13 protein-coding genes are annotated in these 13698 nt (G+C 73.0%); 8 read left to right on the top strand and 5 right to left on the bottom strand.

All coding sequences use genetic code 11. The features are described from left to right. Positions 1-93 precede the first annotated feature (93 nt). From ACQPXB_RS37095 to ACQPXB_RS37070, 6 genes are all read left to right on the top strand, one after another. The gene (locus ACQPXB_RS37095) at positions 94-2070 is read left to right on the top strand and encodes a putative cobaltochelatase (protein WP_386947695.1); all 1977 of its coding nucleotides are present in this window, start codon (positions 94-96) and stop codon (positions 2068-2070) included. Next, complete coding sequence (gene cobO / locus ACQPXB_RS37090; protein ID WP_285973515.1) at positions 2070-2684, top strand: cob(I)yrinic acid a,c-diamide adenosyltransferase; 615 nt, start codon at positions 2070-2072, stop codon at positions 2682-2684. Before ACQPXB_RS37095 ends, cobO begins: the two co-directional genes overlap by 1 nt. Continuing rightward, on the top strand, positions 2678-4021 hold the full coding sequence (locus ACQPXB_RS37085; RefSeq protein WP_432846186.1) for a cobyrinate a,c-diamide synthase: 1344 nt from the start codon (positions 2678-2680) through the stop codon (positions 4019-4021). Before cobO ends, ACQPXB_RS37085 begins: the two co-directional genes overlap by 7 nt. Beyond that, positions 4014-5039 carry an Rv2231c family pyridoxal phosphate-dependent protein CobC gene (gene cobC / locus ACQPXB_RS37080; RefSeq protein WP_432846184.1) on the top strand — a complete coding sequence of 342 codons (1026 nt, stop codon included), beginning with the start codon at positions 4014-4016 and terminating at the stop codon, positions 5037-5039. Before ACQPXB_RS37085 ends, cobC begins: the two co-directional genes overlap by 8 nt. Before the next feature lie 138 nt (positions 5040-5177). Beyond that, positions 5178-6383, top strand: coding sequence for an epoxide hydrolase family protein (locus ACQPXB_RS37075; RefSeq protein ID WP_432846182.1), 1206 nt, complete (start codon positions 5178-5180; stop codon positions 6381-6383). Next, positions 6384-7337 (top strand): redoxin domain-containing protein, encoded by a 954-nt coding sequence (locus ACQPXB_RS37070; RefSeq protein ID WP_432846180.1) that lies wholly within the window; start codon positions 6384-6386, stop codon positions 7335-7337. It begins immediately after the preceding gene. Positions 7338-7360: 23 nt separating this feature from the next. Here ACQPXB_RS37070 and ACQPXB_RS37065 read toward each other — a convergent pair whose 3' ends face one another. The 3 genes from ACQPXB_RS37065 to ACQPXB_RS37055 all read right to left on the bottom strand — a co-directional run bounded on the left by ACQPXB_RS37065 (position 7361) and on the right by ACQPXB_RS37055 (position 9885). Then, a complete protein-coding gene (locus ACQPXB_RS37065; RefSeq protein WP_366582850.1) occupies positions 7361-8116 on the bottom strand; it encodes an adenosylcobinamide-GDP ribazoletransferase in 756 nt (251 codons plus the stop codon). Between the two features lie 133 nt (positions 8117-8249). After that, positions 8250-9269, bottom strand: a complete 1020-nt coding sequence (cobT, locus tag ACQPXB_RS37060; RefSeq protein WP_366582849.1) for a nicotinate-nucleotide--dimethylbenzimidazole phosphoribosyltransferase — start codon at positions 9267-9269, stop codon at positions 8250-8252. A 10-nt stretch (positions 9270-9279) separates the two neighbouring features. After that, positions 9280-9885, bottom strand: a complete 606-nt coding sequence (locus ACQPXB_RS37055; RefSeq protein WP_432846178.1) for a bifunctional adenosylcobinamide kinase/adenosylcobinamide-phosphate guanylyltransferase — start codon at positions 9883-9885, stop codon at positions 9280-9282. A 36-nt stretch (positions 9886-9921) separates the two neighbouring features. Between ACQPXB_RS37055 and ACQPXB_RS37050 the strand changes: the two genes are divergently transcribed. Both ACQPXB_RS37050 and ACQPXB_RS37045 read left to right on the top strand, forming a co-directional pair. Then, the gene (locus ACQPXB_RS37050) at positions 9922-10860 is read left to right on the top strand and encodes a cobalamin biosynthesis protein (protein WP_366582847.1); all 939 of its coding nucleotides are present in this window, start codon (positions 9922-9924) and stop codon (positions 10858-10860) included. Next, positions 10857-12341: a cobyric acid synthase gene (locus ACQPXB_RS37045; RefSeq protein ID WP_432846176.1), complete on the top strand. Its 1485-nt coding sequence runs from the start codon at positions 10857-10859 to the stop codon at positions 12339-12341. Before ACQPXB_RS37050 ends, ACQPXB_RS37045 begins: the two co-directional genes overlap by 4 nt. Before the next feature lie 3 nt (positions 12342-12344). Here the strand turns inward: ACQPXB_RS37045 and ACQPXB_RS37040 are convergent, their stop codons facing one another. Together ACQPXB_RS37040 and ACQPXB_RS37035 are read right to left on the bottom strand one after the other, a co-directional pair. Next, a complete protein-coding gene (locus ACQPXB_RS37040; RefSeq protein ID WP_432846175.1) occupies positions 12345-12956 on the bottom strand; it encodes a septum formation family protein in 612 nt (203 codons plus the stop codon). Between the two features lie 99 nt (positions 12957-13055). Continuing rightward, positions 13056-13697 (bottom strand): response regulator, encoded by a 642-nt coding sequence (locus ACQPXB_RS37035; protein WP_432846174.1) that lies wholly within the window; start codon positions 13695-13697, stop codon positions 13056-13058. Position 13698 lies beyond the last annotated feature (1 nt).

The following is a 13698-nucleotide window of genomic DNA, read 5'->3' as shown; positions in this document are numbered from 1 at the left end:
CTGAGTCGGGTGATTTTTCGCGCACGTTCACCCACGCTAGACGACGCGTTTCCTGTGCGATGATCGGCCGGACGCCGACCACGAGGAGAGCTCTTGAAGCCGTACCCGTTCACCGCCGTCGTCGGGATGCCGGACCTGCGCCTGGCGCTGATCCTGTCCTCGATCTCACCCGCCGTGGGCGGCGTGCTGGTGCGGGGCGAGAAGGGCACGGCGAAGTCGACGATGGTGCGCGCGCTCGCCGGTCTGCTGCCCCAGCTCGACGTGGTGGACGGCTGCCGGTTCTCGTGCGATCCCGCCGCGCCCGACCCCGTGTGCCCGGACGGTCCGCACCCCGCGGGCGCGCCCGCGCACCGGCGGCCGGCGCGGCTGGTGGAGCTGCCCGTCGGCGCGGCGGAGGACCGGGTCGTCGGGTCGCTGAACCTGGAGAAGGCGCTGTCGGCGGGCGTCACGGACTACCAGCCCGGTCTGCTGGCCGCCGCCAACCGCGGCCTGCTTTACGTGGACGAGGTCAACCTCCTGCACGACCACCTCGTCGACACGCTGCTCGACGCCGCCGCGATGGGCCGCGCGACCGTGGAGCGCGAGGGCGTGTCCGTGTCGCACGCGGCGCGGTTCGTGCTGATCGGCACGATGAACCCCGAGGAAGGCGAGCTGCGGCCGCAGCTGCTGGACCGGTTCGGCCTGACCGTCGAGGTCGCGTCCAGCCGGGAGCCCGAGCAACGCGTGGAGGTGGTCCGCCGGCGGCTCGCGTACGAGGCGGATCCCGACGGGTTCGCGAGCGCGTATGCCGCCGAAGACGCAGCGCTGGCGGCGGACATCGAGGCGGCGCAACGGCTTCTGCCGGCGGTGAAGCTGCCCGACGACGCCCTGCGGCAGATCGCCGAGGTGTGCGCGTCGTTCGAGGTGGACGGGATGCGGGCCGACATCGTCACGGCACGCACGGCCGTCGCGCACGCCGCGTGGGCCGGGCGCAGCGAGGTGACCACCGAGGACGTGCGCGTGGCCGCGCGGCTCGCGTTGCCGCACCGGCGCCGCCGCAACCCGTTCGACGCGCCGGGGATCTCCGAGGAGCAGCTGGAACAGGCGTTGCAGGACGCGCAGCCGCCCGAGGATCCCGGCCCTGGTCCGGAGGACGACGGGCCCGGCTCGGGTTCACAACCGCCCGCCGCGGAAGGTGAGCAGCCGCCGGGGGACCAGCCCGCACCGCAGCAGCAGCAACAACCGGGTGACGGGACGGGTTCCGGGCCGCAGAACACGGTCGGTTCCGGCGAGACGTTCCGCGCCCGCGTGTTCCGCGTCAAGGGCACCGGCGAAGGCGAACGCGGCCGCCGGTCCCGGGCCATCACCGACACCGGGCGCACGATCGGGGTCCAGCCGCCGAGTGTCCGCGACGGCCGTCCGCACCTCGTCGCCACGATGCGGGCCGCGGCGCCGCACCAGCGGTCCCGTGGCCGCAGCGGTCCCGGACTTCTCGTGCGTACGCAGGATCTGCGGTTCGCGTTGCGCGAAGGGCGCGAAGGCAACCTCGTGCTGTTCTGCGTGGACGCGTCCGGCTCCATGGGCGCGCGCACGCGCATGCGCGAGGTGAAGACGGCGGTGCTCTCTCTGCTGCTGGACGCCTACCAACGGCGCGACAAGGTCGGGCTCGTCACCTTCCGTGGTGACTCGGCCGAGCTCGCGCTGCCGCCGACGATCAGCGTCGAGGCCGCGGCCGCGCGGCTGGAAGGACTGCCGACGGGCGGCCGCACGCCGCTCGCGGAAGGACTGCTGGAAGCCGCGCGCGTGCTGCGCGTGGAGGCGATTCGGGATCCGCGCCGGCGTCCGCTGCTGGTACTCGTCACGGACGGACGCGCCACGAGCGGGGCCGACGCCGTCGCCCGGTCGCAGGCCGCGGCAGGCTTGCTGGCCGGCGTCACCACCATCGTGATGGACTGCGAAAGCGGCCGGATGCGCCTCGGGCTCGCGGCGGAGCTGGCCGGGCACCTCGGCGCCGAGCACGTGCCGCTCGCCGAGGTCGCGGCCGAGACGCTCGCCGCCGCGGTTCGTGATCGCACCGGAAGGGCTGCCTGATGCCGCAAGGGAAACCGGCCGTCGTCCCGCAGGACGGGCTCACCACACGCCAGCGCCGCAACCGCCCGCTGCTCGCCGTGCACACCGGCGAGATGAAGGGCAAGTCGACCGCCGCGTTCGGCATGGCGCTGCGCGCCTGGAACCAGGGCTGGTCGATCGGGGTGTTCCAGTTCGTGAAGTCGGCGAAATGGCGCGTCGGCGAGGAAGCCGCGTTCCGCGCGCTCGGGAAGCTGCACGACGAGACGGGCGAGGGCGGGCCCGTCGAGTGGCACAAGATGGGCGAAGGCTGGAGCTGGACGCGCAAGCAGGGCTCCGACGAGGACCACGCCGCCAACGCGCGTGAGGGCTGGGCCGAGATCAAGCGCCGCCTGGCCGCCGAGACGCACGACTTCTACGTCCTCGACGAGTTCTCCTACCTGCTCAAGTGGGGCTGGCTCGAAGTGGACGACGTGGTGTCCACTTTGGTCTCCCGGCCCGGGCACCAGCACGTGGTGATCACCGGCCGCTACGCGCCGCCGGAGCTCGTCGAGGCCGCCGACCTGGTGGCCGAGATGACGAAGGTCAAACACCCCATGGACGCGGGCCAGAAGGGGCAGCGGGGGATCGAGTGGTAGCGCGGGTGGTCATCGCCGCGCCCGGCTCGGGGCACGGCAAGACCACCATCGCCGCGGGGCTGATGGCGGCGTTGCGCGCGGCCGGGCACCGCGTGTCCGGGCACAAGGTCGGGCCCGACTTCATCGACCCGTCCTACCACGCGCTGGCCACCGGCCGTCCCGCGCGCAACCTCGACCCGTTCCTGCAGGGTGAGGACCGGTTGGTGCCCTTGCTGCGCCACGGTTCCGCAGGCGCGGACCTCGCCGTGATCGAAGGCGTGATGGGACTGTTCGACGGCGCGCTCGGCACGGAGGGTTACGCGTCGACCGCACACGTCGCCCGAGTGCTCGACGCGCCGGTGGTGCTGGTGGTCGACGCTTCGGCCGCTTCGCGCAGCGTCGCGGCGACCGTGCTGGGGTTCGCGAACTACGACACGCGCGTGCGCCTCGCCGGCGTGATCCTCAACAAGCTGGGCTCGCAGCGCCACGAGGACGAGATCGCGTCCGCGCTGGAGGCCACGGGCGTTCCGCTGCTGGGTGCGCTGCGGCGCAACGAGAACGTGCACGCGCCGAGCCGCCACCTCGGCCTGGTGCCCGCGGCCGAACGCGCCGCCGACTCGCAGCGGGTGCTGCCGGAGCTGGCGTCGTGGGTGGCCGGCGGCGTGGATCTCGAAGCGGTGGTGCGGGTCGCGCGCGCGGCGCCGCCGTTGACCGGTCCGGTGTGGACACCGCCCGGTGAGTTCGAGGGATCGCGGACGGTGGTGGCCGCGGCGGCCGGGCCGGCGTTCACGTTCCGGTACACGGAGAACGTGGAGCTGCTCGCCTCGTTCGGCGTGGACGTCGTCGACGTGGATCCGTTGCGGGACGAGGAGCTGCCCGAGGGCTGCGCCGGACTGTACTTCGGCGGCGGCTTCCCGGAGGTGCACGCCGCGGAGCTGTCGGCGAACAAGCCGTTGCTCACGGCGGTGGCGGACGCGGTGGCGCAGGGCATGCCGGTGAGCGCGGAGTGCGCGGGGCTGCTGTACCTGTGCCGCGAGCTGGACGGCCTGCCGATGGCCGGTGTCGTGGACGCGACGGCGGTGATGACCAAACGCGGGAAGCTCGGGTACCGGACGGCGGTTTCGCTGGCGGACAACGTGCTCGCGGTCGCCGGCCAGCGCGTGACCGGGCACGAGTTCCACCGGACCGAGCTGACGCCCGGCGCCGGTCCGTCGCCGGCGTGGGGCTGGGAGCGGACGGTGGACGGGTTCGCTTCGGCTTCGCTGCACGCGTCCTACCTGCACGTGCACTGGGCCGGGTACCCGGAGCTGGCGGAACGGTTCGCCACCCACGTCCGAGCGCAGGCTTCGCGTGGCTGACTCCCCGGACTACGACCTGAACCACCACGGCGACCGCGAGGTCGGGCCGGGGCTGGTGGACCTCGCGGTGAACGTCCGGCTCGCGCGCCCGCCCGAGTGGTTGCGGCGGGAGCTGGTGTCCGCTGTGGACAGTCTCGCCGCGTACCCCGACTCGTCGGCGGCGCAGGCCGCCGTCGCCGCGCGGCACGGCCGTCCGCCGGACGAAGTGCTGGTCACGGCGGGTGCGGCCGAGGCGTTCACCTTGCTCGCTTCGGCTTTGAAGCCGCGGCACGCGGTGGTCGTGCACCCGCAGTTCACCGAGCCCGAGGCCGCGTTGCGCGCCGCGGGGCACGAGGTTTCGCGCGTGGTTCTGTCCGCTTCGGACGGTTACGTGCTGGATCCCGCGGCGGTTCCGGCCGACGCGGACCTGGTGTTCGTGGGCAACCCGACGAACCCGACGTCCGTGCTGCACCCCGCCGCCGTACTCCGGGCTTTGGCCCGGCCGGGCCGTCTGCTCGTGGTCGACGAGGCCTTCCTCGACGCGATTCCCGGCGAGGCCGAGAGCCTGGCGGGTTCGTCGCTCGACGGCGCGGTCGTTCTCCGCAGCCTCACCAAAACCTGGGGCCTCGCCGGCCTGCGCGCCGGGTACGTCCTCGGCCCGGCCGACGTCCTGGCCCGCTTGCGCTCGGTCCAGCCACCCTGGTCGGTTTCGACGCTCGCCGCCGTCGCCACGGTCGCCTGCTGCCGCCCGGCCGCGCTCGAGGAAGCGGAAAAGCTCGCCACCGCCGCCGAAGCCGACCGCGACTACCTCGTCTCCCGGCTGGCCGATCTGGGCCTGCCCGTGCTCGGCGACCCGAGGGGACCGTTCGTGCTCGTCGAAGGCCCCGACGACGGCCTGCGAACCAGGCTGCGCGACGCGGGCTACGCCGTCCGCCGCGGCGACACGTTCCCCGGCCTCGGCCCCCGGCACCTGCGCCTGGCCGTCCGCTCGCGCGAGGTGACCGACGGGTTCCTCGCCGCGCTGTCCCGCTCGCTCTAGCCGGCGAGCACGGGCAAGCCGTGCGTATCACTCGTTTCGGGTGAGGAACCGCCGGTGATTCGGTGGCACAGTACCGGGCTTCGCGTCTTGTCCGGCAAACGCGACATCGACCACCGCACCCATCCGCCAAGGAGACGCATGTCTGTCACGACTGAAGGGGCAGTGCACGATCAAGCGATCCGGCCGTTCACGGTCGAGACGTCCGATGCGGATCTCGAAGATCTGCGTGCGCGCGTCATGGCCACTCGCTGGCCCGAAAAGGAACCCGTCTCGGACGCCTCGCAGGGCGTGCCGCTCGAGACGATGCAGGCGCTCGCCCGTTATTGGGCGACGGAGTACGACTGGCGCAGGTGCGAGGAGAGACTGAAGGCTCTCCCGCACTTCATCACCGAGATCGACGGCCTCGACATCCACTTCATCCACGTTCGCTCGAAACACGAAGACGCGTTGCCGCTCCTCGTCGCGCACGGCTGGCCCGGCTCGGTCATCGAGCAGCTGAAGATCATCGGTCCGCTGACCGATCCCACGGCCCACGGCGCGAGTGAAGCGGACGCTTTCCACCTGGTGATCCCGTCGATGCCCGGCTACGGGTTCTCGGGCAAGCCCGCCGTCACCGGCTGGGGCCCCGAGCACATCGCGCGCGCCTGGGCCGAGCTGATGAAGCGCCTGGGATACGACAACTACGTCACCTCGGGCGGCGATTGGGGCGGGCAGATCGTCGATCTGATGGGTGCGCAGGCGCCGGCCGGCCTGATCGGAATCCACACCAATTTCCCCGGCGCCGTCCGCCCCGACGTCGCCCAGGCCGTGCAGTCCGGCGGCCCGGCGCCACCCGATCTGTCCGAGGAGGGAACACGTCTCTACGAAAAGCTGAGGGACTTCTTCGCGACAGACGTGGCCTACGCCCTCGAGATGGGGACCCACCCGCAGACGCTCTACGGAATCGCCGATTCGCCCATCGGCCTCGCCGCCTGGATGCTCGACCACGACGCGGCCAGTCTGGCGCTGATCGCCCGGGTCTTCGACGGACAGTCCGAGGGACTGACCCGCGACGACGTGCTCGACAACATCACCCACTACTGGTTGACGAACACGGGGGTCTCTTCGGGACGTCTCTACCGGGAGAACAAGCTCGGCTTCTTCGACCCGAAGGGCGTCTCCGTCCCGGTGGCGGTGAGCGTCTTCCCCGACGAGCTCTACCAGGTGCCGCGGAGCTGGGCCGAGGAGGCGTATCCCCGGCTCATCCACTACAACCGGCTCGACAAGGGCGGGCACTTCGCCGCCTGGGAGCAGCCGAAGCTGTTCGCCTCCGAGGTCCGTGCCGGATTGCGCTCGGTGCGCTAGATGTCGGTATCGGCGCGCACGAGCATGCCCGCCCTCGGCGGGGCCGAGTGGCTCAACTCCGGGCCACTGGGTCCCGCCGAGCTGGCCGGCCACGTCGTCGTCGTCAACTTCTGGACGCTGACCTGCATCAACTGGCTGCGCCAGGAGCCCTACGTCCGCGCCTGGTCGCGGGCCTACTCCGACGACGGGTTGATCGTCGTCGGAGTGCACACGCCGGAGTTCTCGTTCGAGCACGCGCTCGACCGCGTGCGTCAGGCGACGAACGAGCGGGGGATCGACTACCCGGTCACCGTCGACAACGACTACGCCATCTGGCGCGCGTTCGACAACCACTACTGGCCGGCGCTCTACTTCGTGGACGCCCAAGGCGTCATCCGCGACCACCACTTCGGTGAAGGACGCTACGAGCAGTCGGAGCGCATGATCCAGCGGCTGCTCGGCGTCGAGCGCGAGCTGGTCTCCGTCGCCGGGCACGGCGTGGAGGCCGAGGCCGACTGGGATCACCTGCGCACGCCCGAGACGTATCTCGGCTACGCGCGTGGTGAGCACTTCGCTTCGCCGGGCCGTATCGGGTTCGACGAACGACGCACCTACGAGCTCCCGCCGCAGGGCGTGCGCCTCGGTACCTGGGCCCTCGCCGGTGTGTGGACGATCGGGCCCGAGAGCGTCGTGCTCGCCGAGGCCGGTGGGAGCATCACCTACCGGTTCCACGCGCGCGACGCGCACCTCGTGCTGGCTCGTGGTCCGGGACCGCCGATTCCTTTCCGCGTAACCCTCGACGGCGCGGCTCCGGGCCCGGCCCACGGTGTCGACGTCGACGCGGAGGGGCACGGCTTGCTCCGGGACGCCCGCCTCTACCAGCTCGTGCGCCAGCGCGACGAGGTCCGCGAGCGGACGCTGGAGATCACCTTCCTCGAACCCGGCGCCGGGGCGTACGTGTTCACGTTCGGGTAGCTCGTCTTCGGGACCGCGGTGGCTCAGACGGCGAGCGTGAGCAGCGCCGCCGCCACCGCCACTTCGACCCCGGCGCCGAGGACGTCACCGGTGATTCCGCCCAGGCGCCGGACGCACCGGGCGAGCAAGGCCGCCGCGACGAGGTACCCGGCGCCGACCGCGGCCACCCCTTGCCACCACGGCAAACCGGGCGCCAAAGCGGCGAGCGCGGCGGCCACCAGGCCGACGGCCACCGCGACCACCCGCGGCACGGATCCCGCCACCGTCGCCCCGAGCCCCTCCGGCCGGGCCGAGGGCACGCCCTGCGCGCACGACATCGACAGCGTGCACCGGCCCGCCAGCACCGAGACCACGGCGGCCACGACGCCGTGGCCCGCCGACACGGCGCCGGTCAACGCGCCGGCCTGCACCAGGAGCACGAACACGAGCGTCGCGACCCCGGTCGGGCCCGAGTCGCCGCGGCGCATGACGTCGAGGGCTTTGGCGCGGTCGTAGGACGCGCCGAGCCCGTCCGCGGTGTCGGCCAGCCCGTCGAGGTGCAGGCCGCGGCTGCCCAGAGCCACCACGCCCAGCGCGAGGGCGGCGACGGCGAGCGCGGGCAGGCCCACGGCCACGCCGCCGGCCACGATCAGGCCCGCGGCCGCGGCGAGGGGGACCGCCGCGACCGGTCCCAGTACCATCGCCGCCCCGGCCACCCCGCGATCGATGACGCGCGGGGCCGGCACGGGCACGGTGGTCAGGGTGCCGACGGCCAGCCGCAGCGCGTCGCCGAGCTTCACCGGCTCCCCGCTCGCAACCGCGCGTAACCGCGGCACCCGAGAGCGGCCGAGGTCACGGCGCCGCGCGCCGCGGACGGTGACCCGAATCCTTCGAGCCGCGCGCCGGCGGCCCTCAGGTCCTGGCGGGCAGCCCTCACGCGAGGTCCGCCAGCAGCCCCATGTCCGCGATGATCGCCCGCGCCGCCCGCAGCGTCGGGACGGCCTGGACGGCGCCGCTGCCTTCGCCGAGCCGCAGGCCCAGGTCGAGGATCGGCGTCAGGCCCAGCGCCTTCAACGCGAACGCCTGCGAAGGCTCCGTCGAGCGGTGTCCCGCGAGCCACCACTGCTCGGCACCCGGCGCGATGTCCCGGGCGACCAGGGCGGCCGCGCCGGAGAAGATGCCGTCGAGCAGCACGGGGATGCCCCGCACGGCGGCTTCCACGAGGAATCCCGCCGTGGCCGCGACGCAGGCGCTGCCCAGCGCCGTCAGCCGCTCGAACGGGTCGGCCACCCGCCCCGCGGCGCGCTGCACCGCGGCCTCGACCACGGCCGTCTTCGCGTCCAGCGCCGCCCCGGACACACCCGTGCCCGTGCCGACGACCTCGGCGGCGGGCAGGCCCAGCGTGGCCGCGACCAGAGCCGCGCACATCGTGGTGTTGCCGATGCCCATGTCGCCCGGAATGAGCAGATCCGCGTCGGCTTCCTCCGCCGCGATGGCGCGCCCCGCCTCGAACGCGGCGAGCGCTTCGCCCGGGGCGAGGGCGTCCTCGACGTCGATCGCGCCCGAGCCCCGGCGGATCTTGTGCGCGGTCACGGAAGCCGGCACGTCCGAAGCGTCCCAGTCGACCGCGATGTCGGCCACGCGCACGCGAGCGCCGACCTGCGCGGCGAGCACCGTGACGCCACTGCGCCCGGCCAGGAACACCCGCACCATCGCCGCCGTGACCTCACGCGGGTAGGCCGACTGCGCCGACACCCCGTGGTCGCCCGCGAAGACGACCACGCGCACGTCGTCCAGCGGACGCGGCGGCACCACGCCGTGGGCGGCGCTGAGCCACGCGGCCAGCTCCTCGAGCCGGCCCAGCGCGCCGAGTGGCTTCACCAGGCCGTCGAGGCGCTCCTGCGCGGCGGCGCGGGCGGCGGCGTCGGGCACGGGGATGTCGAAACGCGGCACGGCGGACTCCTTACGGCAGTTCGAGCACCCGCCCGGCGACGACCAGCAGACTCCGGTCGGACTCGGCGGACACCCGGTTGTTGAGTGCGCCCAGCACATCACGGAACAGCCGTCCGGACGACGTAGCGGGCACCACACCGCTGCCGACCTCGTTGCTCACGGCCACCACGGGCACGCGCGCCTGGGTCCAGGCGGCCAGGAAGTCCTCGAGCCGGTCGTCGAGACGGCGCTCCCAGCCCGGCTTGCCCGTCCACGCGCCGACCTCGTCGAGCACGCGCGAGAGCCACGTGCCGAGGCAGTCGATGAGCAACGGGCTCGTCGCCGTGCGCAGCACGGTCGCCAGGTCGGTGGTCTCCACCGTGGTCCAGTGGTGCGGGCGCCGGGCCTTGTGCGCGGCGACGCGGGCGGCCCACTCGGGGTCGTCGTCGCTCGGGGGAAGGCCCGGGGCCACGTACACGAGGTGCGTGTGGTGCGCGACGAGCCGCTCCGCGTGCCTCGACTTCCCCGAGCGGACGCCGCCGAGGACCAGCACCTTGCCGTCGTCGCGTCCGTACCGGCGGAGGGTCCGCGCCAGGGTCTCGAGATACCCGGCGAGCCGGTGCGTCAGCTTGGTCATACCCGGCATTCTCGTGCACGCGCTACCGTTCGCCACGTGCCACTCCGACAAGCCGTCACAGCGGCCGGCCTGATCACCGGATATGCCGCCGACTCACTCTTCGGTGACCCCCGGCGCGGGCACCCGGTCGCGGTGTTCGGCAGCTGGGCCGGTGCGCTGGAACGCCGCTGGTGGGCCGACTCGAAGCCGCGCGGAGCGGCGTACGCGGCCGTCTGTGCGGGAGCGGTGACGGGCCTGGGCGTCGCCGCTGAGCTGAGTACGCGCCGACGTCCCTTCGCGCGCTTCGCGCTCACGGCCGTCGCGACGTGGGTCGTGCTCGGCGGGCGTGGCCTGGCGGCGGAGGGCCGCGAGATGGCGCGGCTGCTCGACGCAGGCGACGTGCCCGCCGCGCGCACCCGGCTGTCGCACCTCTGCGCGCGCGACGCTTCCGAACTGGACACCGCGGAGCTCACTCGCGCGGCTACCGAGTCGATCGCGGAGAACACGTCCGACGCCGTGGTGGCGCCCCTGCTGTGGGGTGCCGTCGCCGGCCTGCCCGGCCTGCTGGGCTACCGCGCACTCAACACGCTCGACGCGATGGTCGGCTACCGCTCGCCGCGCCACCGCAACTTCGGCTGGGCGGCGGCGCGCCTCGACGACGTCGTGAACCTCGTGCCGTCGCGGGCCGGCGCCGTGCTCACCGCGGTGTCCGCGCCGCTCGCCGGCGGGCGGGTCCGGGCGTCGCTGCGGGCGTGGCGGCGGTACGGCTCGCACCACCCGAGCCCCAACGCCGGCCAGGTCGAGGCCGCGTTCGCGGGCGCGCTCGGCCTGCGCCTGGGCGGCACCAACAGCTACGGCGGCGAGGTCGAGGCCCGCGGCACGCTCGGTGACGGCCGCGCGCCCCGGCCCGTCGACCTGCGTCGTGCGGTGCGGCTGTCGCGTGTGGTCGGTGCGGCGGCGGCCCTGGTGGCGGCCGCGGTGGCGGTGGCGCGATGAGCGGGCTGCTGGTCGCCGGCACGACGTCCGACGCCGGGAAGAGCCTGGTCACGGCCGGGATCTGCCGCTGGCTCGCGCGCCGCGGCGTGCGGGTGGCGCCGTTCAAGTCGCAGAACATGTCGAACAACTCGATGGTCTGCGCGGACGGGGCCGAGATCGGCCGCGCGCAGTGGCTGCAGGCCCGCGCCGCGCGCGTCGAGCCCGAAGCGGCGATGAACCCCGTGCTGCTCAAACCCGGCGGCGACCGCCGCAGCCACGTCATCGCGCTCGGGAAACCGTTCGGCACACTGGAAGCCGGCGAGTACGCGACCGGCCGCGCGGGGCTGGCGGAGATCGCCTTCGGTGCGTTCGAGGACCTTCGTTCGCGGTTCGACGTGGTCGTGTGCGAGGGCGCGGGCAGTCCCGCGGAGATCAACCTGCGCGGCGGCGACTACGTGAACATGGGCCTGGCGGGGCGGTTTTCGCTGCCGGTGGTCGTGGTCGGCGACATTGACCGCGGCGGGGTGCTGGCGGCGATGTTCGGCACGCTCGCGCTGCTGTCGCCGGAAGACCAGGCGCTGGTCGCGGGCTGGGTGGTCAACAAGTTCCGCGGCGACGTCGGGCTGCTGCGCCCGGGGTTGAAGAGCCTCGAGGACGTGACCGGCCGGCCGGTGCTCGGGGTGCTGCCGTGGCTGGACCGCGTGTGGATCGACTCCGAAGACGCGCTGGCCGCCGCGGGCTGGCGCCACGAAGCCGGACGCGGTGGCGGGGGTCTGCGCGTGGCCGTGGTGCGCTTTCCTCGTGCCTCGAACGCCACCGACGTCGACGCCCTCGCCGCCGAACCGGGCGTGACGGTGAGCCTCACCGCCGACCCGGACTCGGTCGCCGCGGCGGATCTGGTGGTGCTGCCCGGTTCTCGCGCCACCGTGGACGATCTGCGCTGGCTGCGCGAGCGTGGCCTCGCCGGCGCGGTGACGGCGCGCGCCGCCGCCGGCCGTCCCGTGTTGGGCATCTGCGGCGGCTACCAGATGCTGGCGGCCACCATCCACGACGATGTCGAGTCGCACGCCGGCACGGTCGAGGGACTCGGCCTGCTGCCCACGCGGGTGACGTTCGCGGGCGAGAAGGTGCTCGGCCGCCCGGTCGGCGAGTGGCGCGGCCACCGGGTCCAGGCGTACGAAATCCACCACGGCACCGCGTCTCGCGGCGACGCGGAGTCCTTTCTGGACGGTCACCGGGTCGGCTCCGTGTGGGGTACGACCTGGCACGGTGCTTTCGAGAACGACGGCTTCCGCCGCGCCTGGCTCACTGAGGTGGCCGCTCAGTCCGGCGTCGAGTGGACGCCGGTCGAGGGGACGCCCGGGTTCGCGGCCTTGCGCGAGGACATGCTGGAACGGCTCGCCGACGCCGTGGAGTCCGAAGTGGACATCGCGAAACTGCTGGAATTGCTGGAAAGTGGCGCGCCGGCCGGGTTGCCGTTCGTTCCGCCCGGCGCACCGTGATCGCTAGTGCGCCACCGGGGCCGTCAGCGCGCCGTTCTTGGACTCGAAGGTGCAGACCGCCGAGTGCCCGCGGTGCTGCCACGTCCCTTCATCCGGGTAGTACACGGCCATGACCAGATCCGAAGGCGGCGTGGTGGCCGCGAAGAAGTTCCTCTGCTCGGCCTCGCAGTACTGACTGGCCTGCGCAGACAGCGTCGCGTCACCGGGGTAGGCGTCCGTGTCGTCGCCCGGCAGCACGACCAGCCCGTAGATCTCGGAGTGGTGCGGCTCGTTGCACGGGACCTTTTCGATGTTGCTGGTCCGTTCGTCGTAGGTGGTGAAGCACTGGCCCTTCTGCGCCGCGAAGACGCTGTCACCTGCGACGGCGACGTTGTCGCTGCCGGCCGACGACGCGAAGCCGCCGGTCACGACGGTGATCGTGACGGCGATCGCGATGAGGAGCACCCACGCGCCGCTGATGGACAGCCCCGCGATCGCCAGCCCACGGCCACGCCGGCCGGTGCGCGGGATCTGGACCAAGGCGATGACACCGAAGATCACGCTCAGCCACACAGTGGCCGGCAGGAACGCCAGCACCAGCGCGGCGATCGCGAAACCGTTGGTCCCGCCGGTCACCCGCGGCGGCGGTGGCGGCAGCGGTGCGTCCTGGTAACTCGGCCCCGTCGGCTTGGGCGGCAGGGCAGATTGGTGCGATAGCGCCTGCGAAATAACAATTCAGGCGAGACCAGCGTCGTGCACCAGGATCGCGACCTGCGTCCGGTTGGCGGCTTCCACTTTGGACATGATGCGCCCCAGGTGGACCTTCACCGTGGCCTGGCTGACGCCGAGCTTCGTGGAGATCACCGCGTTGCTCCAGCCCTCGGCTACGGCCACCGCGACCTCGCGTTCGCGGGAGGTCAGTGCGGCCAGCCGTGCCTTCGCGGTTTCCATGGCCCCGCCCGAGGCGAACTCGCCGAGCAGCCGCCGCGTGACGGCCGGCGACAGCATCGCCTCGCCGCGGTGCACCACGTGCACGGCGCTGACCAGGTCGCGGGGCGGCGTGTCCTTGAGCAGGAACCCGGTGGCGCCGTGGCGCAACGCGGTGTGCACGTACTCGTCGAGGTCGAACGTGGTCAGCACGACGACCGCCGGCGCCTCGGGCAGTGCCGTGACCACGCGGGTCACCTCGAGGCCGTCGACGCCGGGCATCTGGATGTCGGTGAGCACGACGTCGGGCCGGTGCTGCGCGACGAGCTCGGCGACACCGGTGCCGTCGCCCGCCTCGGCGACCACGCGGATCTCCGGGTCCGACTCGAGGATCATCCGGATGCCGCTGCGCACGAGCACCTCGTCGTCCAGCAGCACGACCTTGATCACC

This window comes from Amycolatopsis sp. CA-161197 (genome assembly GCF_050942255.1).
In the GTDB taxonomy this organism is placed as follows: Bacteria; Actinomycetota; Actinomycetes; order Mycobacteriales; family Pseudonocardiaceae; genus Amycolatopsis.
This window is presented reverse-complemented; position numbering and strand designations above follow the sequence as displayed.